Annotated in this window: 26 protein-coding genes; 8 read left to right on the top strand and 18 right to left on the bottom strand. The window is 36.0% G+C overall.

Annotated features, from left to right (window positions below; genetic code table 11):
* Window positions 1-10: 10 nt before the first annotated feature.
* Genes LUA90_RS00905 through LUA90_RS00880 form a run of 6 tightly spaced genes read right to left on the bottom strand, consistent with a single transcriptional unit; the run spans window position 11 to window position 3,869 of the window.
* Window positions 11-1,159 (bottom strand): FAD-binding domain-containing protein, encoded by a 1,149-nt coding sequence (locus LUA90_RS00905; protein WP_231489800.1) that lies wholly within the window; start codon window positions 1,157-1,159, stop codon window positions 11-13.
* 1 nt (window position 1,160) lies between these two features.
* Window positions 1,161-1,445 (bottom strand): TIGR03643 family protein, encoded by a 285-nt coding sequence (locus tag LUA90_RS00900; RefSeq protein WP_231489799.1) that lies wholly within the window; start codon window positions 1,443-1,445, stop codon window positions 1,161-1,163.
* A gap of 34 nt (window positions 1,446-1,479) precedes the next feature.
* Window positions 1,480-1,632, bottom strand: coding sequence for a DUF2256 domain-containing protein (locus LUA90_RS00895; protein ID WP_231489798.1), 153 nt, complete (start codon window positions 1,630-1,632; stop codon window positions 1,480-1,482).
* A gap of 7 nt (window positions 1,633-1,639) precedes the next feature.
* Window positions 1,640-2,476, bottom strand: a complete 837-nt coding sequence (locus LUA90_RS00890) for a phytoene/squalene synthase family protein (RefSeq protein ID WP_231489797.1) — start codon at window positions 2,474-2,476, stop codon at window positions 1,640-1,642.
* Between the two features lie 11 nt (window positions 2,477-2,487).
* On the bottom strand, window positions 2,488-3,102 hold the full coding sequence (locus tag LUA90_RS00885; protein ID WP_231489796.1) for a MarR family winged helix-turn-helix transcriptional regulator: 615 nt from the start codon (window positions 3,100-3,102) through the stop codon (window positions 2,488-2,490).
* Window positions 3,103-3,149: 47 nt separating this feature from the next.
* The gene (locus LUA90_RS00880) at window positions 3,150-3,869 is read right to left on the bottom strand and encodes an SDR family NAD(P)-dependent oxidoreductase (protein WP_231489795.1); all 720 of its coding nucleotides are present in this window, start codon (window positions 3,867-3,869) and stop codon (window positions 3,150-3,152) included.
* 222 nt (window positions 3,870-4,091) lie between these two features.
* On the opposite strand from LUA90_RS00880, the gene LUA90_RS00875 reads away from it, so the two are divergent.
* Window positions 4,092-4,904 carry a glycosyltransferase family 2 protein gene (locus LUA90_RS00875; RefSeq protein ID WP_231489794.1) on the top strand — a complete coding sequence of 271 codons (813 nt, stop codon included), beginning with the start codon at window positions 4,092-4,094 and terminating at the stop codon, window positions 4,902-4,904.
* Here the strand turns inward: LUA90_RS00875 and LUA90_RS00870 are convergent.
* Together LUA90_RS00870 and LUA90_RS00865 are read right to left on the bottom strand one after the other, a co-directional pair.
* Window positions 4,890-5,948: a glycosyltransferase gene (locus LUA90_RS00870; protein WP_231489793.1), complete on the bottom strand. Its 1,059-nt coding sequence runs from the start codon at window positions 5,946-5,948 to the stop codon at window positions 4,890-4,892. The two genes, LUA90_RS00875 and LUA90_RS00870, sit on opposite strands and share 15 nt — an antisense overlap.
* Entirely contained in the window at window positions 5,938-7,020 is a 1,083-nt protein-coding gene (locus LUA90_RS00865; protein WP_231489792.1) for a glycosyltransferase family 4 protein, read from the bottom strand. The genes LUA90_RS00870 and LUA90_RS00865 overlap by 11 nt, the downstream gene beginning before the upstream one ends.
* Window positions 7,021-7,325: 305 nt before the next feature.
* On the opposite strand from LUA90_RS00865, the gene LUA90_RS00860 reads away from it, so the two are divergent.
* Window positions 7,326-8,663, top strand: a complete 1,338-nt coding sequence (locus LUA90_RS00860; RefSeq protein ID WP_231489791.1) for a putative sensor domain DACNV-containing protein — start codon at window positions 7,326-7,328, stop codon at window positions 8,661-8,663.
* Window positions 8,664-8,760: 97 nt separating this feature from the next.
* On the opposite strand, the gene LUA90_RS00855 is transcribed toward LUA90_RS00860, so the two are convergent.
* The gene (locus LUA90_RS00855; RefSeq protein ID WP_231489790.1) at window positions 8,761-9,348 is read right to left on the bottom strand and encodes a hypothetical protein; all 588 of its coding nucleotides are present in this window, start codon (window positions 9,346-9,348) and stop codon (window positions 8,761-8,763) included.
* Window positions 9,349-9,633: 285 nt separating this feature from the next.
* On the opposite strand from LUA90_RS00855, the gene LUA90_RS00850 reads away from it, so the two are divergent.
* On the top strand, window positions 9,634-10,791 hold the full coding sequence (locus LUA90_RS00850) for a zinc-dependent alcohol dehydrogenase (protein ID WP_231489789.1): 1,158 nt from the start codon (window positions 9,634-9,636) through the stop codon (window positions 10,789-10,791).
* A 48-nt stretch (window positions 10,792-10,839) separates the two neighbouring features.
* Here LUA90_RS00850 and LUA90_RS00845 read toward each other — a convergent pair whose 3' ends face one another.
* Window positions 10,840-11,268, bottom strand: a complete 429-nt coding sequence (locus LUA90_RS00845) for an EamA family transporter (protein WP_231489788.1) — start codon at window positions 11,266-11,268, stop codon at window positions 10,840-10,842.
* 10 nt (window positions 11,269-11,278) lie between these two features.
* Entirely contained in the window at window positions 11,279-11,431 is a 153-nt protein-coding gene (locus tag LUA90_RS00840) for a hypothetical protein (protein ID WP_231489787.1), read from the bottom strand.
* Window positions 11,432-11,980: 549 nt separating this feature from the next.
* On the opposite strand from LUA90_RS00840, the gene LUA90_RS00835 reads away from it, so the two are divergent.
* The 3 genes from LUA90_RS00835 to LUA90_RS00825 all read left to right on the top strand — a co-directional run bounded on the left by LUA90_RS00835 (window position 11,981) and on the right by LUA90_RS00825 (window position 14,941).
* Window positions 11,981-13,537 (top strand): PAS domain-containing sensor histidine kinase, encoded by a 1,557-nt coding sequence (locus tag LUA90_RS00835; protein ID WP_231489786.1) that lies wholly within the window; start codon window positions 11,981-11,983, stop codon window positions 13,535-13,537.
* The gene (locus LUA90_RS00830; protein WP_231460173.1) at window positions 13,524-13,907 is read left to right on the top strand and encodes a response regulator; all 384 of its coding nucleotides are present in this window, start codon (window positions 13,524-13,526) and stop codon (window positions 13,905-13,907) included. The genes LUA90_RS00835 and LUA90_RS00830 overlap by 14 nt, the downstream gene beginning before the upstream one ends.
* Before the next feature lie 140 nt (window positions 13,908-14,047).
* Window positions 14,048-14,941, top strand: a complete 894-nt coding sequence (locus tag LUA90_RS00825; protein WP_231489785.1) for an SDR family oxidoreductase — start codon at window positions 14,048-14,050, stop codon at window positions 14,939-14,941.
* 105 nt (window positions 14,942-15,046) lie between these two features.
* On the opposite strand, the gene LUA90_RS00820 is transcribed toward LUA90_RS00825, so the two are convergent.
* From LUA90_RS00820 to LUA90_RS00790, 7 genes are all read right to left on the bottom strand, one after another.
* Entirely contained in the window at window positions 15,047-15,232 is a 186-nt protein-coding gene (locus LUA90_RS00820) for a CsbD family protein (protein ID WP_231460177.1), read from the bottom strand.
* Between the two features lie 54 nt (window positions 15,233-15,286).
* The gene (locus tag LUA90_RS00815; RefSeq protein ID WP_231460178.1) at window positions 15,287-15,673 is read right to left on the bottom strand and encodes a hypothetical protein; all 387 of its coding nucleotides are present in this window, start codon (window positions 15,671-15,673) and stop codon (window positions 15,287-15,289) included.
* A gap of 25 nt (window positions 15,674-15,698) precedes the next feature.
* Window positions 15,699-16,715 carry a hypothetical protein gene (locus tag LUA90_RS00810; RefSeq protein ID WP_231489784.1) on the bottom strand — a complete coding sequence of 339 codons (1,017 nt, stop codon included), beginning with the start codon at window positions 16,713-16,715 and terminating at the stop codon, window positions 15,699-15,701.
* 84 nt (window positions 16,716-16,799) lie between these two features.
* Window positions 16,800-17,381, bottom strand: coding sequence for a hypothetical protein (locus LUA90_RS00805; RefSeq protein WP_231489783.1), 582 nt, complete (start codon window positions 17,379-17,381; stop codon window positions 16,800-16,802).
* 17 nt (window positions 17,382-17,398) lie between these two features.
* Window positions 17,399-18,673, bottom strand: a complete 1,275-nt coding sequence (locus LUA90_RS00800; protein ID WP_231460181.1) for an OmpA family protein — start codon at window positions 18,671-18,673, stop codon at window positions 17,399-17,401.
* A 306-nt stretch (window positions 18,674-18,979) separates the two neighbouring features.
* Window positions 18,980-19,699 carry a LytTR family DNA-binding domain-containing protein gene (locus tag LUA90_RS00795; protein ID WP_231489782.1) on the bottom strand — a complete coding sequence of 240 codons (720 nt, stop codon included), beginning with the start codon at window positions 19,697-19,699 and terminating at the stop codon, window positions 18,980-18,982.
* Between the two features lie 205 nt (window positions 19,700-19,904).
* Window positions 19,905-21,545 carry a HAMP domain-containing sensor histidine kinase gene (locus tag LUA90_RS00790; RefSeq protein ID WP_231489781.1) on the bottom strand — a complete coding sequence of 547 codons (1,641 nt, stop codon included), beginning with the start codon at window positions 21,543-21,545 and terminating at the stop codon, window positions 19,905-19,907.
* Between the two features lie 163 nt (window positions 21,546-21,708).
* Here LUA90_RS00790 and LUA90_RS00785 point away from each other — a divergent pair, with 163 nt between their 5' ends.
* Together LUA90_RS00785 and LUA90_RS00780 are read left to right on the top strand one after the other, a co-directional pair.
* Window positions 21,709-21,939: a hypothetical protein gene (locus tag LUA90_RS00785; RefSeq protein ID WP_231489780.1), complete on the top strand. Its 231-nt coding sequence runs from the start codon at window positions 21,709-21,711 to the stop codon at window positions 21,937-21,939.
* A gap of 133 nt (window positions 21,940-22,072) precedes the next feature.
* Entirely contained in the window at window positions 22,073-23,404 is a 1,332-nt protein-coding gene (locus LUA90_RS00780) for a sigma-54 dependent transcriptional regulator (RefSeq protein ID WP_231489779.1), read from the top strand.
* Window positions 23,405-23,610: the final 206 nt, after the last annotated feature.

Below are 23,610 nucleotides of genomic sequence, written 5' to 3'. Positions count from 1 at the left end.
AATACAGATTTTAAGTGTTGCGGTTGGAATGATTCATGGATTTAACAAGAAACGATCTGCAAAGTTTCCAATATTTAAAGAAGGATGGGTAAGCACCGGTAACCTCTGGAAACATCCATTCGTAGCTATCTTTAATACCTGTGTAATGAAGAAATGCAGGATGCGCTTTGGAAATAAAAATTTTATCAGACTGAAGCGTACTCGTTTTATATAAACTTTCTATTTCTGAGAATTCTCCGGCAAAAATTTGAATGCCTGGAATATTTTCAGATAGACTAATTATAAAATCAATCACCTGCTCACTTACCGGATATTTAGTGAAATGGCTGGGTTCTAAAAGTAATATCCTGTTTGCATCATCACTTTTTCTCCAAACTGGGTCTAGATTGTAACTGTTATAAATTATTGTCGGTTTTGATTGGTCAATGTTAGGGATATCCGTTTTAGGCAGAACAGTTTTTGATGGTATGGTAGTGCGTTCTTTTAAAACTTGAGGAATTTCCATTAGCGGAAGCTCTTCATAACTTTTATCTAAAAATGTATTTTCTTGATAACTGGAAGTATATTTATTGATGTTTTCCTGATTGCAATAATATTTTTTGCCTGAAAACGCTGCCGATACCCATTGCCAACTTGCATTATTGCTGGCAATATCTCCATCCAAAAGGTAATAATAGAGCCATTTAGATGGTTGTTTCCAATAGATTTTGCCAATATTACATGTTACAGATGCTACATACATCCTGATATGATTATGCATATATCCAGATTGATAAAGTTCTTGTATTCCATTGTCGATAGCATTTATCCCGGTTTCAGCCTCGATAATTGATGTAATCATATCATTAGATACAACATCTGGTTGTGGCTTGCTTAAATCTTCCCAAATCAGCTCTTTTTTTTCTTGCCAGATACGCTGATAATATTCTCTCCAGGCCAACTCCTGAAGAAATTTTTCTGCAGCTTCAAAACTTGTTCCCTTATCTATTATTGCCTGTAAGATTTGTTTAAGGCTGATTACCCCCCGAGATAGGTATGGTGAAAGGCGACTAACAGCACCATCGGTAAAATTTCTGGTTTTAGCATACTCAATGGTATCCAATTCCTCAATCTGTCTTAATATCTGCTGATAATCGGTGGTAAATTTAACTTTCCCCATATTATCGTTTTGTAATTTTATTATTAGAAATTGCCCGCTGACGGTCACATTTAAAACGAGTTGATACCTGACTACGCAAAACAGCGTGTTTTGTAGATTTATTTGTCATCCTCTTCCTCCACATTTTAAAACTGCTCTCCTTCATCTGCTTTCTCATTAGGGTAATTACTTCCTGATGTTTTAAGCCAAATTGAACCTCAATAGCATCGAAAGTGGTGCGGTCTTCCCAAGCCATTTCTATAATTCTATCAATTTCTTGTGCCGAAAATTTGCTAATGTCAATCATTTTTTAGGGTTGATGTATTGAATTGTGCTAGTTTTTAACTATTTGAAACAGTTTTGCTGCTTCTACATTTATCACTGCAATATTTAACCTCCGTCCACACTTTTTCCCACTTTTTACGCCAGGTGAATGGTCTGTTGCAGGTAACACAGATTTTTGATGGTAAATTTTGCTTTTTTACGCCTTTCATGTTAATATCAAATGCCGTAATATCTGCTTCTAAATACCGAACTAAGCATTAATACGAATTTGTGGGAATTTGAAATTCTAATTCGTTCGTTCATGATTTGATTTGCGGTTTTCTTCTTAATCTTATCAAAAAGCTTTTTGTAATAGATGTAAGCCAGATAAACGCCTCTGCGTGATGATTTTGGCAATTGCCTTATGCCATCTAATGCTGCATCAAACTCGGCAGCTATTTCTTGCTCAATCAAAAGCTTTTCGTTAATAGAAAATGTAGACAAATCAACTCCCGGAAAATAACTTCGGCTTAATAAATAATAATCAGCTTTTAAATCGCGTAAAAAGTTAACTTTTTGGAATGCTGAACCAAGTTTCATTGCAGATTCCTTTAATTGTTCGTAACGCTGATTATCACCTTTTACAAAAACCTGCAAGCACATTAGGCCAACAACCTGTGCCGAGCCTAATATGTAACGATCATATTTTTGAGGTGTATATTCTTCTTTTTTAAGATCCATTTCCATGCTCTCCAAAAAAAGATCTATCAACTCTCTTTTTATCTGGTATTGATTTACAACTTTTTGAAAGGCATTAAGTATCGGGTTTAAGCTGATTTTTTCTTCAATGGCTTCATAGCAATCCCTTTTAAATTTATAAAGTAGGGTAGGCTTATCGTAATCGTGAAAACTATCAACTATTTCATCAGCAAGCCTCACAAATCCATATATCGAATAAATTGCTTCCCGATGGGTTTTGTCAAGAAAACGTATACCCAAAGAAAAGCTGGTGCTGTAAGTTTTGGTTACAACCTTACTGCATTTCGCAGATACACTATCAAAAATAACTTTCATGTATTTTTTGTTTAATTCTTTTCAAAGTTTTGTACGTAGTGGAAATCTTCAAGTTTTTGAAGCAATGTTATTAACTGTGTTTTTTCGTCTGCAGTAAGTGCACCAGTAACATTTGCAGATGCTGCACGTATTTTATCCATGTATTTATTTAATTCTTCAATTCCCTTTTTTGTAATATTTAATATCATATTCCGCTTATCAACTGCTGATGGTTGCTGACTAATCAAGCCTTTATCCAATAGCCTTTGAATGATTAATGTTCCAGCAGGCTTATCATGGATATTTTCTTTGATTAATGCAGATTTAGTCATATTTCCACCAGTATTTAGGTTAATCAGGTAAATGAAATCATCCGGCGTAGAGAAAACACTTTCGCTTATGGCTGCCTTCGCCTGTATTTTTGCATATCTGTATAGATGCACCAGTGAAGTGTTGATAACGCTATCTGCCGATCTTCCCTTAATTTTTCCAGGCCAATCGGGTTCTTTTGCTGAAATTTCTTCAGGCTTAAGGGCTTGCGCATTCATCCAGTTTAAAAAAGAATTCAAATCATCTTTAGCACCTGCATTATGCTGTTCGTAGGTTTTAACTAATGATATTAAATTATCTAAGAGGTTGTACATCATCGCATTTAATTCTGAGGTTTTACGATTTGATTAATCTTTATATTGTGCTAAAACGTTGTTTTCAAATTGCCAAGTCCGCCATTAACTGGGATAATTTGTCCTGTTATCCAACCGCTGTCTTCTGATAGCAGGAAGGCAATGGCAGAACTGATGTCTTTAGCTGTTCCATATTTTCCTAAAGGGTGTCTTTTTGCTGAGGCTTCCATCTTTTCAGGGCTGTTGAGCAATTTCGATGCAAGCGGTGTATCTGTTAATGATGGAGCAACTACATTAACTCTAATTTGATTAGCACTGAATTCTGCAGCAAGGGATACAGCCAACCCTTCAATTGCAGCCTTCGAAGCAGCGATGCTGGCATGAAAACCCATTCCGGTTCTTGCTGCAACCGAACTTATTAAAACTATAGATGCTGCAGAAGAATTTTTTAAAGATTTTAACGATTGCTGTATGCAGGAAGCCGCTCCAACCACATTTAGTTTAAAATCATCTACAAAATCATTTTCAGATAGTCTTGAAAATGGTTTTAAATTAATATTGCCTACGCAATAAACAAAGCCATCTAGTTCGTTTGGTAAAAATGAAGCTAAAGCTGATGAAGAATCTAAAACATCCATCTCCAGGTATTTAATGGAATCATGCCAAAGTGTTGAACGATTTCTGCTTACTGCATAAACGTTTGCGCCTTCTAAACTTAAAAAATTAACTAAATCTAATCCGATACCTGAACTAGCGCCAACAACAAGAATATTTTTGTCTTTAAACTTCATAAAAAATTTTCAAATCAATTATGTATTTATAAACTAATATAGCGAAATAAAGTTTATAAATAAACTAAATTTTTATACATTCATTTGTTAAAGGATTTTAAATAGTTTCAGAATTTAAAGATTTAGCGGAACTTATTGGCCATGGCGATGTTCTTTAGATGGGTTTTAGGCTAATCAATCTTAATACTGAGAAGGTTTAGAATTACTGTAAAATATATTGAGTTGAAAAAAATATCAGTTGTAACCATTGTAAAAAACAGGCAGCCAGCGCTAGAAAACGTAATTATTGGACTAAGCCAAAATACTCGACTGCCGAATGAACTCATCGTTATTCACATGAACGAAGAGCCATACAATCTTAAAAATCAGGCTTTTGAAATTGAAGCGATAACAATGTGTGGAAAAGGATTGCCATTGGCTGCGGCTCGAAATTTCGCCATTAAACATGCAACTTTTGAGCACGTTATTTTTCTGGACGCAGATTGTATTCCGGCTGCCGATTTAATAATGCGTTATAGCGAGTTATTTTCTAAGGATATGCTTTTGTGCGGCAGAACTAAGTATTTGCCTAAAAGTGTTATGCAATACCAACAGTTCTGGACAGATTTAAACGAGATTTCTGAACCAGACCCAGTACGAAGTAGTGTTGAGCAATATCCTTATGAACTTTTCTGGTCGCTTAATTTTGCATGTTCCAAAACAGTGTATTCAAAAATCGGAGGTTACGATGAAGGTTACATCGGCTATGGCGCAGAAGATACAGATTTCGCATTTAGTGCCCGTGCCGCTGGTGTGGAAATGCAAACAGTTGATGCTTTTGCTTATCATCAATACCATGCAAGTTATAATCCGCCGCTTAACCATTTAAATGATATTGTTGCTAACGCGATGTATTTTTATCAGAAATGGAAAAAATGGCCTATGGAAGGATGGCTTAAAAGATTTGCCGATATGAAACTGATAAAATGGGAAAATGATAGTATCGAATTGATTAGAAATCCATCAGCTGATGAAATGTTATCAGCGCTTAAATAAATTGAAAAAGTTTTGGTAGCTAACTTTAATGTATTTACCGGCTTTTTCTGCAGCATTTGTATCTATCAAAGGCGCCCAATTTCTTTGGTTTGGCAAAAGATTAAGTAAAATTTTATTCCAGTCTACTTTAAAACACAATTCTGGCAAAACTATCTCTGCTAAACCGAGTTGCTCTACAATCTGCGCCTTTTCTAATTGTTCATCGAAGGGGCGCTTTTCAGGTATAAGTATAAGCCGCTTGTTTAATGCGCCCATTTCCATAACCGTGTTGTGCCCTGCATTTCCAATCACAATGCAGCAACCTCGTAATATAATTCTTGGGTCTAAAACATCACCATGAAAAATTAAGTTTTTACAGTTTATTGCAATGTCTTCTAATTTTCCTAGTACCTGAAAATTCCAATCCGGGCACATATTAGCAATGTGTTTAAGGAGCGCCAAATTAATGCTGGTGCCTCCGCTACCAATTAAAATCCCAACTTTTCTTTCATCATTTATGGATTTATCTGGCTCAGGTTTAAATCTTGATAAACCACCAGCAAAAAACGTTTTGCTGGTTAACCAGGTAGATTCGCTTCCATTCATCTTAACATGATATGGAGCAATTAATCCAAGGGCATTACGATAGGCAATTTCATGCGGCAAATCTGTTCTTTTACCATGCTGGCGAACAATAATAGTTGGCACGCCCGATAAACGAGCCAGCATCACTACCTCCACAGAAACATCAACAATAAGTAAAAGGGGGTAGGTATTGGCAAATAAGTCTGCCATTAAAGCAACCCGGCTTCGCTGGCCATTTATATTTAAGGGCGCATAATGTAATCCATAGATTTCATCTTCCTCTTTAACCTCAGGTTTGTTTTCAAAATCAAACGGTAAATCAACGATGGTTATATGAGTTGGAATGAGCTTCCTTTTTGCAGCCAAGCCGCTACCCATAAAGGTTAAATTGCAATCTTTCAACGTTTCGGCTATAGCTATTGCCCGCATTAAATGCCCCGAACCATGATGATGAACATAAAAGGCAAAGTTATACGGCACGTGGCATAGAATTAGCAATTGTATCCAGTAATAATGCTTCGTAAGCATCTATCATACCTTCAATATTAAGAGATTCTTCAGCCCTTTTTCTAGATTCGATTCTATTTAAAGTGATGGCTTTTTTAATGCACAACGCTAATTCCTCGGGGTCGTTACTTTGTGTTAATGAACCGCAAGAATCATCAATAAGATATGGAAGCGCCCCTTTGGCAATTCCGGCAACTGGTGTGCCACAAGCCAAACTTTCTGCAACAACTAAACCAAATGGTTCTTCCCAGCATGGAGTAATAACAGAGCATTTTGCATTTCCGATAAGTTCATTTAGCTCTTCATGTGTGCAATTGCCAAGCATTTCTACATTATCACTCAGTAATGGTTCAACATAGGTATGGTAGTAATGACTATCTGCGATGGTACCAGCCACTTTAATTTTTACACCGGCAGACTTTGCCGCTTGTATTGCCAAATGTGTGCCCTTATCAGGATGTATTCTTCCAAACCAAATCACATAATCGCCTCTTTGTTCAGGATAAAATTTCCATTGCGTAACATCAACGCCATTCCAGATAACTTCGCAATCGTTAAGATATGGTTGCCAGGCCTTTGCGTTTGAACGTGAAACACTTACATAACGAATTCTACCAGATTTCCGCTCATGCGCCATGGCACGCTTCATCTCAAAAATCGGTGGGGTATGCAATACGGTTATCATGGGTGTTTCGAGGATGGTTGACATGGTAACCGGAACATAATTCAAAGAATTATTGAAGATGATATCATGTCCATTACCATCAATATCTTGCATTAATTCCAGGTAAGCATGGTGTGTGGAAATAAAATCTTCGCTCATTTCATGACTACGAAATCTCGAAAAAGTTTCTCTGTCGTAGTCCAGGTCGCTTAAAATTACCTTTACATTTAACGATGGATCAGATAGTTCGCTTGCATAAAGGGTTACATCATGCCCCCGCATAATAAGCCTTTTGGTAATTTCGTAAGTAAAAGCTTCCAATCCGCCCATGTAAGGTTTGCGGATAGGATGTTTAAGATGTGCTATAATTCCAATGTTCATAATGTAGTTTCCAATATTAGAACTGAATTATAAAGGAATAAGTTTTTAAAAATAATACTCAGTGTTAAGATTGTAGCAAAATCAAATTGTTTTTTTAGTTGTGGCTATAGCTTTTAGCAAAAAAAAAGCCATCGAAATATCGATAGCTTTAAACCAAATATATGATGAATAGGTAAATGTATAATCTAAACAGGCAATGTTGAAGATTGTTTCAAAAAAAAAATTTAATAGCATATAGCTTTAGGAAATTTGCCAAAAAGCTCAAACGATTTAATCATTTATTTGTTAGTTGAAAAAACATCCCATTGGAAAATTCTCGACCAAAAGATCTTGCCGCATTAGTTTATAACAAGCTGAAGCTCAACAAAACATTAAAAGTTTTGCCGGCTATAGAAACGTTGGAACTTTTTTTTGATGTACTTTTTTATTTGAGTATGTGCAAAGAGGAAAGTGATTTGATAAAAGTGACGGTAACCTTTATCGATCCAAACAATCCAGACCCAAATCCTCCGAGAAAAATTGTACCTGAGCGGTGGAGCAGCATAGCCTTTACCAAGCCGATTATGATGAATACTAAATCGCTTGCTAAACTATCTAAAGCAGCCGATCCTACAAGTTCATCTCTAGCCGTATACTTTGATGAAAAAGGCGATTTATTTGTTTGGGGATTGATTGATCAGGCAATGCATTACCAGGATTTTTTAAATTACGAATCTGATACCCATTCAGAACAACCCGGGCTTTTTCAGGTTGCAGTAAGCGATATTGGTACCTTACATGTGCTTTTTGATTATGAGTTACTCGCTACCCTTAAGCAAAATTTATTGGTTAAAAGATACCTTGATGTACTTACAATTGGGCCAATTGCAAAAATTTTAAGAGGCAACGCGACTTTTCTTAAGGCCGAAATTAAGGCATATTTAGAAAAAATGCATCCTGATGAAAACTTTACAGATTGGGAAGAATTTTTAGATAATTTATGGATACAAACCTTTTCGAGGTTGCTGCTTAAAATTCAGAATTACCAGCATGGCGGCGCTATTTTAATCACTTCACCTTCAAAAGACCTTGATGTTAAATATGAAATTCATTACGATCGTTTAACAATGGCGATGATTGCCCATGCAAAATCATCCATAGCAAATTATCTTTCTGAAGAAGCCATACAGCAAGAAATTTCCGGAGGTAAACGTTCAATACATAAAAAATTATATCAACAGGAATGCATTTCTTTTTATGATAAAAAAGGAACATCAGACGAGATAAAAGGTGCTATCAGTTTTATAGCTTCTCAAAGTTGTGTTGATGGTGTGGTATTATTTGATACAAAAATGGTTGCCAATGGATTTGGAGCCGTACTTCGTGCTAAAAAAATGCCCAAAAAGATTTATGTTTCTGCAACTGCTACAGCCACTGCAAAATCTCTGGTATCACACGAGCCAAGGCATTATGGCACCCGCCATCGCTCAATGATTGCTTATTGCTATAATCATCCATCGGCACTCGGAGTGGTTATCTCTCAAGATGGAGAAATAAGGGCTTTTGCTAAAATAGATGAGAAATTAATTATGTGGGAAAACATAAAAACACAACAGTACAGGCGCAACGCTACCCAGAAGAGCATTCATAAAACCAGCCCCTGATAGTTGCTTTATTGTCTGGAACTATATCAAGCTAACTTCAAATTATTACGCAAAGCGATGTACGCCCAAATTAATTTAAAATTTGAATACCTCAGCATTAATTAATTCCCACCAGGATAAAATAATTTTGATTTTTCTTTTTAACTAAAATATCCAAATGTTCTTCAAAATCGACCAGATTGTTCACCTCATTTTTGAAAAATGTTGCGAACACTTCTAAATCTGTTTGTTCATTAAGTTCAATTTCCAGGGTTTCATTACCGCTCCATTTGGCGCTTACAATTTCAGGATAGGTGCCTTTTAAAATGGCCGAAAAGCCTTTTCTGGTAAAAACCTTAGCAATATTGTTGGCAATTTGAGAAGCGAGTGGAATTAGTATTTTACTATCTGTACTCCATTGTAGTGCATGTTCATCTTGCCACATTTTCCCAATAAATTTGTTGCCCAGGTACACATTATAATATTTTCCATTGGATGCCACAAAAGCTTCAATCTCTCTGGAACCTTTTAAAAGCGTAAATACATAACCATTTATGGCAGGCTTGCGAAATTTTTGAAACGCCAGATTTGTTATACGTTTGCGGTTATAAAAAAAAGCAATACCCGATAATGCTAAAATCACACCCGTAGCTAAAAGCAATTGCTTTTCATTCGTTTTAAAATCTTTCTTAAATATTGTAATCATCTTAATTTAAAAAACATCAAATACTAAAATTAGTTTTTTGAATGAACAATTCATTATGCAGTTTTTTTTAAAAATGATGATACCATTCTGCCGCGTATTTATTGCTTTAAATTGTAACAATTTATCAAGAAAGGGTATAAAACCCCAATATTCTGATTAATACGGTATCTCACATTTTATTAAGCGACTTGAATTAAATGCTGTTGTAAAAGAGTAGTTGTGATATTAAGCCCAATAACAACTGCCATTTTAAATGGGTATCAACAAGCATTAAAATTATAAAATATGAAAGCAGCAGTATTCCACAAACCTGGCGATATCCGGGTAGACACAGTACCGGATCCGGAAATTTTAGATCCCAGAGATGTTATTTTAAGGGTTACCGCAACTGCTATTTGCGGTTCAGATCTTCACATTTTGAGCGGTGCAGTTCCGCAGAAAGATCCATTGGTAATGGGGCATGAATTTATGGGGATTGTAGAAGAAACCGGTTCGGCTATTATTAATCTTAAAAAGGGCGATAGGGTTGTAGTGCCATTCCCGATTGCTTGTGGCGAGTGTTTCTTTTGCAAGCATGAAGCCAGCCCCGCATGCGAAAACAGTAACTACAAAAATTATGGTCCAAACGGAGATGTTGCCAGTCAAAAAGGTGGTGCGCTATTTGGCTACACTGATTTATACGGTGGCTATAGTGGTGGTCAGGCGCAATACGTAAGAGTGCCTTATGCAGATATAAGTCCGAGGATTGTTCCTGAACATTTAACAGATGAGCAAGCTCTTTTTCTAACAGATATTTTCCCAACGGGATGGTCGGCGATAGATTGGGCACAACTAAAGGGCGGAGAAGTTGTGGCAATATTTGGCTGCGGCCCGGTTGGTTTAATGGCACAGAAAGCCGCCTGGATTAATGGTGCGAGCAGAGTTATTGCTATCGATCCGTTAGATTACCGATTGGAAAAAGCAAAGGCAGTAAATAATGTAGAAATCTTAAATCCACACAAAGTTGATGTTGTTGAAGCCATAAGAGCTATGACGGGAGGGAGAGGTGCAGATGTTTGTGTAGATGCAGTAGGCTTTGAACCCGAAAGAAATTTTATGGATAAAGTAAAGGCAACTTTTAATTTTGAGAAAGGATCTATGAAAGTATTGGATATGTGCTTTGAAGCCGTTAGGCGAATGGGTACAGTATCTATTGTTGGTGTTTATGGTTCACCTTATGATAATTTCCCTTTGTTCAGGATTTTTGATAAAGGTATAACCATTAAACAAGGGCAGGCTCCTGTAATTAATTACATCGATAAATTAATTGGCTTGGTTAACGATGGTAAAGTGGTTCTTGATGATATAATTACACATACTTTGCCACTGGAAGATGCTGCACATGGTTATAAAATCTTCGATGAAAAAGAAGATGATTGTGTTAAAGTGGTATTAAAACCATAACAGCAATTTAAGCAACATCCCGTCAATAATTTATTGGCGGGTTTGTTATTAATCGCCGGGCTCAGATAAAGCAATTAATATGGCGCCACTTACCATTACCACGCCACCCACAACAAGTTGCCAGGTAAGCTTTTCTTTCAGAAATATAACAGAAAGTACAATTGCAACTACCAGAGATAACCGTTCGATTGGTACAACATAAGATGCAGGACCTGATGAAAGCGCCTTATAGGAGAAGAGTGTTGATAATGTGGTAAAAATTCCTGCTGCTATTAAAAATATCCAGGCATTTTTTTCAATGCTTTTTACTTCACTAAAATTACCTTGAAACAATACAACCATCCAGGTAATGGCCAGAATTAAAACAGCTTGAATAGCAAAAGCTAAGCTCGAATCTACATTTTTTAAACCCGCTTTTGTTAAAACTACAACCAGAGCGGCTGATAAGGCTGCAAGTAATGCCCAGATAATCCACATATTTTTTTGTTTAAGTTATTGATTGAAGTTTTTCGCTTTGCGGAATTTGTTTGGTTGCATTTGCAGCTGATTCACTGTTATCAATTGCTATAAATAGCCCTGTAATAAAAGCTGCAACAATCAGACAAACTAAGAGCCATTCGAAGGAATCGAGTTTTTTCATAATTTTTCAACATTACAACAGCTTAAAAGTTTTTACTTAAATAAAAAGTATAAGGTAATGCCCAGGCATAATGTAATTAGCACAACCATCAAAATAAAAATTAAGACTAGTTTTTCGAATGAATCAATTGGTCTCATATCAAAATAAGCTTTAATACAATAGAAAAGTTTTACGCTCAATTGTTTTTTTATAAATCATAAGTTCTATCCATATTTAAATGACTTTCCTGGTAGTATAGGCAAATGGACATACTGGTTTTTATTTTGTAAAACAGATGTTTAATTATTTAAAAACAGATAGTTTACAGCCTTAAATGAGAATAATAAATGCTTTATTTTTATTTGTGGTTAGGGGTTTTCTGATTGGTTAATAGCATTTTACTCAATTTGTTTAAAAAAAATAAAATTTTAGGTTAATTGGCAAAACAAAATACTGCATAATAAGTTATTACATTTGCTTTGGTTGTTTTAGCATAACGATGAAGGAAAAGATTATAGTGCAAAAAATATAAACCTAACAACCGCTTTTTTTTACCTTAAATGTGAATCCTTGAATGCATTTTTAGACGGGAAGTTTAACTTCTCCGGAGACTCCCTTAAATATAACTTCGATTTGTTGACGCAAGCGCTCAATGCTTCGATTTCTGGCATTATCATAACAGATAATATGCAGCCAGATAATCCCATCGTATTCTGTAATTTGGCTTTCGAACACATGACCGGTTATACCAGAGCAGAAATAATTGGTCACAACTGTCGTTTTTTGCAAGCTCAGGATAGAAACCAAAAGCAAAGAGAAATTCTTGCCAATTGCGTTAAAGAAGGAAAAGAATGTGTAGTAGAAATTCGGAATTATCGCAAAAACGGCGATTTATTTTGGAATGAGCTTTACATGTCGCCGGTTAAAAATGATAAAGGTGAGGTAACACACTTCATCGGTGTTCAAAATGATGTAACTTCCCGAAAAAATGCAGAACATGATCTTCGTCAGCAAAAAACGCTTATGGAGAAACAAGTGCAGGAACGCACCATTGCGCTTAAAGAAAGTGAGGCATTTCTTACCAGTATAATCGAAACCGTTAGAGAGGGATTGCTTGTTTTAGATCCTGAATTTAACGTACTAAGCGCCAACTATCATTTTTTAAAAACATTTAAAGTTAGTATCGAAGAAACTGTAGGTAAGCAACTTTACGAATTGGGAAATAACCAATGGAATATTCCAAAACTGAAAGAACTGCTGATTAAAATTTTACCTACCAATAATCCTGTTGTAGATTTTGAAGTTGAACACGATTTTCCGCATATAGGCAAGAAATTGATGCTACTTAACGCTTATCGGGTAGAACTTGAAGGCCAGTTCAAAGATCAGATATTATTAGCTATAGAAGACATTACCGACCGAAAAGAAATTGAACGTCGTAAAGATGATTTCCTTTCTATAGCAAGCCATGAGTTAAAAACGCCATTAACGACCATAAAAGGATACATACAAGTTTTGGAGCGCATCATTCCAAAAGATGCATCAGAGAAATTTGTAAATACTTTTTCAAAAGTTTCATTATATGTTGAGCGCCTTAACACTTTAATAAGCGAACTGCTCGATGTATCGAAAATACAAACCGGAAACATAGAACTTCACATGTCTGAATTTGATTTTGATCATTTGATACGTGAAACGGTTGATGGCATTCAGGCTACTTTTCCTGGTCATAAAATAATACTTCAAGGAGAAACAAAAGCCAAAGTAATGGGCGATGAATCGCATATCATACAAGTGATTAATAACTTACTCTCAAATGCAATTAAATATTCGCCAGATGCTAAAACAATTGAAGTGAATATTGCAAATGTGAGTGAATATGTTAAGGTTTCTGTAAGAGATTTCGGCATTGGTATTAGTCCGGAAGATACCGCTAAAGTGTTTGAACGCTTTTATCGCGGAAGCGAGATTCAGAAAAAATTCCCGGGTATGGGAATTGGTTTATACATCTGCGATCAGATTGTTAAAAATCATCAGGGTACACTTTGGGTAGAAAGTGAAAAAAATAAGGGTTCTGTATTCAGTTTTACCTTACCAAAACATAGAAAGGATAATGATGCTGAATAAGAAAATTATAATATGTGATGATGATGAAGGCATCTTAGATATGATGGAAATGATTCTGGATGATGAAGGATACCAGATTATAGCCGAATCAAATAGCCTTAATTTACGTTCAATCATAGAAAGGGAATCGCCAGATTTAATTATATTGGATTTATGGATGCCTATGCTATCCGGAGATCAACTATTACGCATGATTAGGGATACTGAGGCATACAAACATTTGCCTGTTCTTGTTATTTCTGCAAGTAGAGATGGCGAAACCATTGCAATGGATGCTGGTGCATCTGGATTTTTAGCCAAACCTTTTGATATTGATGGTTTGTTGGGTAAAATAGAATTGCAGCTTAGTGCAACGAATTGGCAGGCCTGATAATTTTAGGCTAAACAAAGAGGTTGTTATTTTAAGCGAACAAATTTTTAATTTATAGTGTTGAATTATTAAACGATAACAAATGTTATCATGTTTAATGCTGGAGTGTAACCTTATTACTCCGGATAAAATATCAACCTATGAAAGATAATCATGCAATTAAAAATCCGCTAGAACAATACCCTCAACCCCCTTTTTCTAAACAACCACAACCTGTTCCAGGTTTAGCATCCAAAATGGACCCAGTACCAGATCATGGTGAAAAAACTTACGTAGGCAGTAATAGGCTTTTGGGTAGAAAGGCACTCATTACCGGAGGAGACTCTGGTATTGGAAGGGCAGCAGCTATTGCTTATGCCCGCGAAGGTGCTGATGTAGTTATCAATTATTTGCCTCAGGAACAATCTGATGCTGATGAGGTGATAGCCTTAATTGAAGCGGCCGGACGTAAAGGCTATGGTATTGCCGGAGACATTACCTCAAAAACATTTTGTGATGAGCTGGTTAAGCAAGCTTCAGAAAAATTGGGTGGTTTAGATATCCTGGTCAATAATGCAGGGCATCAGCAGGCAGTAGAATCTTTACTCGATATTACTGATGAACAGTTTGATGCAACCATGAAAACTAACATCTATGCACCGTTTTGGATAACAAAAGCGGCTTTGCCAATTCTTCCTGCTGGTTCAGTAATCATTGCAACGAGTTCTGTGCAGGCCTACGACCCATCCGAAAACCTTTTTGATTATGCTCAAACTAAAGCCGCAAATGTAGCTTTTGTTAAGTCTCTTGCAAAACAGTTAGGCCCAAAAGGCATTCGAGTTAATGGTGTGGCACCTGGCCCCGTATGGACACCATTGCAAACCAGCGGTGGGCAACCGCAAGATGCCATTACTGAATTTGGAAAAAAGACACCACTTGGGCGTCCTGGTCAGCCAGCAGAATTGGCCTCAATATATGTACAACTGGCAGACCCGCAGGCTAGTTATGCTAACGGACAAATTTATGGCGCTGCAGGTGGCAGTGGTCATCCATAATTACAATTTCATAAGTAATCAAGAATCATTACAGATTTTGATGAATAAAATTTGTTGTAAAATAGAACAGGCTTCCAAGAAATTGGAAGCCTGTTTATTATTGTTCTACAATGATTTTAACCAATCAGCAACTTGCTCACGGGTTTTACCGGTTTTCTGTTGTAATTTGCCGTAAAGCTCATCTTCTTTACCATCCTCGTACTTCAAATCATCATCAGTTAAATCTGCATAAGCCTGTTTAACTTTTCCTTTAAGTTCATTCCAGGCGCCTTTTAATTCTAATTTGTCCATTGTTTTTGTATTTAGGGTGAATTTATTTTGGTTAATTATTAAATTTTATAAGTATCACTTTGGGATATCTTTCGAAGCATACACGCTGTCTACAACATATCTGCTGAAACCTCGCCAAGGCAGGTTATTTTTATATTCTTTATAGTGCAGTTCATAAAATTTTCCGCTATTACCCATCATCTGCTTTGCTATAGTTTCATCCGATACGGAAAATTCAAATTCATTGTTTTGTAAAGTTCCCGTTTGCCTAGAGCGTATACCACTTTGAATCAGCTTTCCTTCGTTGGTTTTGAAAATGTAACCCTTTTTTACAATGTAGTTGAGCTCGCCGGCTTTTACACCTTCGCCAAAAACAAAAAAGTAATTATAATAGATTAAGCCTCCAATTACCAGAAGAGCTAGAACGGCGATTACGCCTCCAATTTTTTTTCCTTTGGTCATAAACTAAAATTTAAGATTTGGAATTTTATATGCTGCTTTCAGATGGTATTTCCTGAACAATTGTAAGCCTTTTTTTGGAGGCGATAATTGCGCCAAAACCTGCACTTACAGCGCCTAAAATCATTCCAAAGAAAGAGAATAAGGCAAATTTTGAAAGTGCTGATGCCATTTCATCACCAACTTCTCTTGCTTTCGCTTCTGCCTGTACTTTAACTTCTTTAACTTTTTCTTTGGCAGTTTTAATTGTATTTATCCAATTATCTACAATTTGCTCAGACTCAGCTTCACTTTTTCCGGTTCTATTTTTAACAACATTTACCAAAGCTTCTTTATCTGCTGCTTCAAAAGTTGAATCATTTTGCGAGAAAAGTTTTGAAATTAAAGCATCAATTCGCTGTTGCGCTTCCTGTGGGTTTTCTAAAATTTCTTTACCGGTAGATTTCCCTTGTCCGGATGCCTGGTCTATTTTTTTATCCAGATTGCCAGGTTGTAATTCTTTCTTCTCTGTCTGCTTTAATAAAAGTTCAGCTTCCTTTTTCATTTTCCCGAAAGTATTCTCATCTACACCTAACTCGTCTTTAATCATATCTCCGGCTTCAGGTGCAACTGCTTTTATGCCTTCTCCTGCAAGCGAAAATCCTTTAGTAATTACTGTACCAGCACCGCCTATAATTTTTCCGACTGATGATGTAATTAAGTACATGTTAAGGAAAGTAAGCAAGCACCATGTTAATAATCCATGAAGCACTAAATCAGTTTTTTGTATATGATTTGAAAACCATCCTACAACCCATCCGCCACTAAAAACAGATATTAACATGCTTACAATCCACCAAACTAAAGCGCCCATGCCTAATCCACTAAAAGGTTTTGCCTCATCCAGAGGATTAATACTGCCAAAGCCAATGCCAAGGCCTAAAAAGCTTAATAAAAGTTGTACAGCAATGGCGATGAATACGCCTGCAATTATTGCTCCCCATGATAGGCGATTAATAAATCCCAATACAGATTTATCTCCTGTAGTACGAATTTTGTGTTCCATTTTATGATAATTGAGTAGGTAATGATTATTGTGATATTTTCTTAAAAAAGCTGCTCTCAGAGAAAGCAGCTTTTAAAATTTATATTAATTAGTGATGTCTCTTTTAACTTTGCTAGCCGTTCTTTGGCCTGGTAAGTAAATCTGGAACCCGAAAGATAGGTTAAGATTATTTTGAGTAGTTGAACTACCAAAGCCTACCAAACCATTGTATTTTAACAAGGTTTCTAAACCGATATTTGGCGTGATGAAATATGCAAAACCTGGTCCAACGCTTATATTTAAGCCATTCGTGTTGCCACCACCTTTGCTTACGTTAACGCCGCCAATACCTACTGTTGCTTCTCCAAACAGGCGACCGTGACGAAGCACCTCAACATCTTTGCCGGTGTAATAACGACCTAATGCGCCTACACCATAACTGGTTGTTGTGTTAGAGTTTTTTGCAGTTTCTAAGCCGAAGTTTACGTAACCACCTAAGGCCACATTATCTTGAATAAACCAGGCAGCTTTTGGGGTTATGTCCACACTGAAAATTTTAGGATCATCTAATCCTAGATTAATATTGGTCAGGTTTCCACCCACCATTACGTTGCCTTTTTGTATCTGGGCATTGGCTGCAAGAATTGTTGTTGCAGAAATGATAACTGTTGCTAAAAATTTTTTCATGATTGATGTTTTATTGATTAATATAAAGTGAATTCTACACGGCGATTTTCTTGTCTACCTGCCGCTGTTTTATTTGTAGAAATTGGTTGGTCTGGTCCGTAACCGGTTGCTTCAACTCTCGATGCATTTACACCTTGTGATACCAGATATGATTTTACAGATTCTGCTCTTTCTTTCGATAAACGTAGATTCAATTCTCTACCACCAGTATTATCTGTGTGGCCAGCCAATTTAAGACTGAAGTTTTTCTCGATTAATAGCGTTGCAACTCTGTTTAATGTTGTATAAGATTTAGCACGGATTGTAGATTTACCCAAATCAAATTCCAGATTGGAAATTGCATCTCTAACAATTTTACGGTCTGCCTCAGTTACAACAGTGGTTTCTTTAACAATGGTTTGCGTAATGGTTAATGGGCAGCCAGAACCATCTACAATAGTTGCAGCCGGTGTTCCAGCACATTTATCAAACTTATTTGCTACACCATCATTATCGTCATCGGCAAGGTCTTTAGCATATTGTTCGCGGTCTCTTGCTGCATTTTGTTCGGCTGTAGATAATGCATTTCTCAACTCAGCACTTTCTGCAGCACTTTGTTTACGCAAATCTGCAACGGCACTGTAGTTTTGCAGCTGAGAATTTTCTTTATTTCCAAGAGAAAACTCAAGTCCTGCGTGTGCGTAAGAGAATCTACTTTCCTGATAAACATTTTTAACAGTTGGCGAAGATTTAATAAAATTGATATCATAACCTAAATCGATATTGATACCTTTTGCTACGCCAAATTTAAATCCAACGCCTGTTGGGATAAACCAGCCTTCTCTGTCTGTAAAAACATCTACGTTAGCAAATTTTGAATCTGATGACATGTAACCTGCACCAGCTTTTAAATAGGGGATAAGCACGGCATTTTCTGTGTTTAAACTAAAGTTTGCAATGTTTAATACGGCAGTTAATGAACCCGACCAATTAATTTTATTTATTTGTTCAATAGTGCTTGTTGTGTTTAGTGTTTTGATTTCTCCGCGAAGAAAATCTGCCTGAAGCCCTAAGGCTGGTAAAATTTGCTTTTTAATAAAGCCGCCGTATCCAATACTTTTAAATTCGTTGGCTTTAACGCTTCCACCACCTAAAAAAGTGTTTTGGCTTAATATGCCACCATGAGCACCAATACTCCATGTTCTTAAAGATTGCTTGCCAAATCTGCCTGCTGCGTTAGGCTCATCTTGAGCAAACAACTGCGTTGAAAGACTCAATAGGCTAATCGCCATCATTGATTTCGTAAAATTCATATTCATTTTATTTATCTGTTTTTAATTAATTATTTAATCTAAAACTTAAAGCTTGTATGCCTTATAAATAAAAATTGCCAATTAAATAGTCCGCATCTAGCAGGATTCAATCGCCTTTTTTATTTTTGAATTACTGTTGCAAAAGATTACTCATCAAAGTTTTCAGTTTTGATAAGCCATCGCATTGCTAAATAATTACAACCAAAGAAAAGGAGATGAATTTTGCTACAGAAATCGGTTCGACAGAAAGCCCAAACCATCCGACAGAAGGTCGATTTTAATCGTTAAGAAAAAAACTAAATTAGCTTAAAGCCAGGATTTGAAATGAGATCTAAATTGCGGTCTGTATTGGCTGGATACCGGAATAACCGCTTTTCCGATTTTAACGGTGTAGTTTTGGATGGCATCAATTTTATCTAATGCTACAATAAAAGACCGATGAATACGCATGAAACGACTGGCCGGTAAAAGACTTTCCATTGTTTTCATGGTAGATAAAGCGGTAATCATTTTGCCTTCTTTTGTATAAATCTTAATGTAATCTTTTTGACTCTCGCCATAAAGAATTTCACTAAAAGGAACCCGAATAAGTTCATGTTCTACTTTAAGAAAAACAAATTCTTCTGTATCGTGCTTTTGAGCAATTGCAGATGAATGATTTTTAGCTTTGAAAGCAGCCTTAAAAAAATCTTCGTAAGTAAAAGGCTTTAACAGATAATCGATAGCATCAACTTTATAACCTTCGGATGCATAATCTCCGGAGCCGCTGATAAAGATTATTCGTGGCATATCTCTTCCATATTGGTCGTAAAGAGATTTGGCGAAACTCATTCCATCAATACCAGGCAGATTAATATCTAATATGATTAAATCTATACCTAATTTACCAATTAAATCAATGGTTTCTACCGGATTACTGTGGACAGATATCAGCTCAAGAAAAGAGGTTTCCCGAACAAAATCAGCTACATAATTACTAACTTCCTGATCATCATCAATAATTATACAATTTAACTTTGTCTTCATTGTATAGCCAGACTAGATGAAATTATTCGGATTGGTTCGTAAATGAGCATTAAGGGATTTATTACGCCTCAAAGGTAACTTTATCTTTGGAAATTAAAAATCATAATGCCTGTTTTACGGATTTCTATATATAGATTAATGATGGAATAATTACATATTAAATTTAAAGCCGATATAATTTTTCTAATAGGATTAGCTCCGGAATCTATTTATAAGGAATAGAAAAACTGACTGTACAGCCTTGTCCTTCATCACTCTGTAATTCGATACGGCCACCTTGCTGATTAATTAGTTGACGGCAAAGATATAAACCTAAGCCTGTGCCCGGCTTTTTACCACCAGCCTGATAAAAAGGTGTAAATAATTTTCCTTGCTTGCTTTTAGCTATTCCTGAGCCGGTATCTTTAACAATTACACTTAACAGCGGATGGTTATCTTCTTGCTGAATCTTTGCCAATAAGTTAATAGAACCCTTATCTGTATATTTTATGGCGTTACTTAAAAGATTAATAAGCACTTGCTTAAGTCGTAAACTATCTCCCTGAACCTGCAATATATCGTTTCCTTCAAATTTGAAATTAAATTCAAGATTTTTTCGCTCTGCCATAAAGCGCATGGCTTCTACAGAATCGTTGATAGCTTCGTATGGAGAAAAGATTGAGATGTTAGCTTCATCCGGATTCTGCTCCAATTTGCTCACATCAAGTACATTGTTAACTGTTTCTAATAACAACGATGAAGCTAAATTAATCGAAGTAACTTTGCTCGCCTGGTCCTCTTGTAGTTGTGTTCTTTTAAGCATAAAAACAGCACCGTTTATGGCCATGAGTTTGTTTCGTATTTCATGACTCATAATTGCTAATATTTCCGAACGTTGGCCAGCTAATCTAACCGCTCTCAAATTTTCTCTGATGTATCTTCTTTCTGCTAATGCAGCTTTGCGAATATAAACAAGCAATAAAATGATAAACAACAATACGAAAGCTGTTGCAACTGCGGTGTAAATATTTAAATCTTTTGAAGTTGATTTATATTCTTCGAGAATTTTTTCACGACTTTGTTCAAAAGCCATTTTATCTATGGCCTGTAAATCCAGTAACACTTGTCGTAATTGCGTTAAAAGGCTCAGGTTAGCCAGAATTAATTCCTGATTTGAATTCATCAAGCGGCTGTATTGTTGGCCAAGCTGCTTCACCAAAGCCGGATCTTGCTCGTAAATTTTATTCTGCTCCTTTTTAGTTCGGATGGTAACCACTTTTACTTCTGATTTATTCTGCACAGCATCTTTGAGCCGATCTATAAGACCTCTGTTTGCAGATTCTTTACGCACAGATACGGCCGTATCTGCAGGTATAGTGGCAGTAGGATTAGTAGCATAATCTCTTATCGTGTTAACAGTTGTTTTATCGAGTAAAAATGTAAACCTTTTTTGCAGATCGAACAATTGCTGAGAAACTTTTAACTTTTGTTGTAATGCATAAGCGATTTGCGCTTTATTTTGCGAAGTATCTTTATTATCGGTGGGTTTGTAATGTTTTATAATTGCGCCCATTTTGGAAAAAATAGAGTCAAGCTGTTGCTTGTAAGCAATTAACTCCTCTTCATTTCCATTAGAACTGGCTTGCCTGAAGCTGTTTTCTGATACATTTAAATCAAATAACAATTCGCTTATCTCAGGCTGGTGACTGGTGCTGCTTAACTGTTCGCTAAGTCGGTTTAATTTAACATTTATCGTATGACGTAAGATGTATGAACCGCCAGCGATGATAAATGTGAAAACCAGAAAGATGATAAGTAATTTTCTAATTATTCGAGTAAAACTATTTGATTTTCGGTAGTCAACCATACGATATTGTGCTTCATTTAATTAGCCTTTGTAACAATTATCTATCAAAAATAGTTTGTTAAAATGATGTTTTAATTGATTAGCCGAATTTCCCGTTTTGCATCAATATTTTTATTTGCAAAACCTTTACCTTTTGATTATGTCTCTATTATAAACAATGGTTATGGATAACAAGAGAAGTGAAAAATCAGAAAAGGAAATAGTTAAAGATTTAGGTGAGGTTGGTAATAATGCTGATAAACAGTATGATGCGGAAGAATTAGATGAAACTATTGGGGATTTGGGTGAACAAATTAAAGGTAGTGATGCAGACAGCGACCAATCTTTGGCAAATGATGTAAAGGAAACAAGAAAGCAAGAGCAAGTTAAAGGCAGTGATGCAGGTAAAGGTTAAGTTTTATGATTTTTTGATTAACTAAATTAATACAGTGAATTCTAAATTTATACTAAAAAACAAATTATACTTTCGTTTTCACCGTTCATCAAATTCAAATCAACATTACTAAAATCTCTACTATATTTACCAAATGGAAAATACGGTACTGATTATAGATGACGAACCAAAAATACTTGGGCTATTATCTAGAATTATCGAACTGGAAGGCTTTAAAGTTCTTCAGGCCGAAAATGGTAAGGCAGGTCTTAAAATAATTAGTACCAAAGATGTTCAGGTAGTAATTAGCGATGTGAAACTGCCAGATTATAACGGTGTTGAATTGGTTGCGGCCATTAAAGAAATCAAACCATTTATAGAAGTTATAAATCTTACCGCTTTTGGAACCATTTCTGATGGAGTACAAGCCATGCGAAACGGTGCATTTGATTACATTGTGAAGGGTGATGATAACGATAAAATTATTCCGCTACTTTACAAAGCAATGGATAAAGTGAAACTTCAAATCAAGGTAGCTGATTTAGAAAAAAAGGTAGGTTTGAGCCTTAGTTTTGATAATATTATTGGTAGTTCTCCGGCAATTCTGCATTCAATTTCCATGGCAAAAAAGGTTGCCCTTACCGATGCTACCGTATTATTGCTCGGCGAAACAGGTACGGGAAAAGAAGTTTTTGCACAAGCCATACATCAAGAAAGTACAAGAAAAAATAAGCCATTTGTTGCCTTGAATTGCAGTGGCTTTAATCCTGAACTTCTGGAAAGTGAACTCTTTGGCTACCGTCAAGGCGCTTTTACCGGTGCATCGAAAGATAAAAAAGGTTTATTAGAGGAAGCCAACGATGGCACGCTTTTTCTAGATGAAATAGGCGAGATGAACGTGGATTTGCAGGCAAAACTTTTACGGGTACTTGAAAGCCAGACTTTTATAAAAGTTGGTGATACGAAAACGAGTAAGGTTAATGTTAGAATCATCGCTGCAACCAACAGAGATTTAAAGGAAGAGGCTGAAAGTGGGCGGTTTCGTTCAGATTTATATTATCGTTTATCTGTTTTCCTGATTCAGTTACCTTCACTTTTAGAAAGAAAAACAGACATTTTTCCGCTTGCGAAACACTATTTAGAAGAGTTTTCATTAAAGGTTAATCGTTCTGATATGGAAATGGATCAGGCTTTCATTAACCTGTTAACAAATTACAGCTGGAAAGGTAACATCAGAGAGTTGAAAAATGTAATTGAACGTGCCGTTATTCTTTCAGATAGCAGCTTAATTACGGCAGACCTTTTGCCATTCGAGTTTCATGAAAATCCTGCCCAACCTAATGGCATGCGTATGGAAGCCATCGAAAAACAACATATTAAAAAAGTATTGGCTTACACCGGCGGCAATAAAACAGAAACATCAAGGCTGCTCGGTATTGGCCTAACAACACTTTACCGCAAACTCGAAGAATACGGCATTAGCTAAATTTTTTCCAAAATGAAAATCAACCCTTCCAAAATGGAAGGGTTTTTTTATGCCTAAATTTTTGGTATGTGCATTTTATCTATTCAATAAATTGATTTATAGGTGTTTATGTTTTATTGGCTTTTTGTGGTATGTGAGTTGAACCATGGCATGAAAAAACAATACAGCTATGCTAATACTTCTTTTTATTCTTCTGATTGTGCTCT

Source organism: Pedobacter sp. Leaf170 (assembly GCF_920984665.1).
Lineage (GTDB): Bacteria > Bacteroidota > Bacteroidia > Sphingobacteriales > Sphingobacteriaceae > Pedobacter.
The sequence above is the reverse complement of the archived record's forward strand: the minus strand, read 5'-3'. Positions and strand labels throughout refer to the sequence as shown.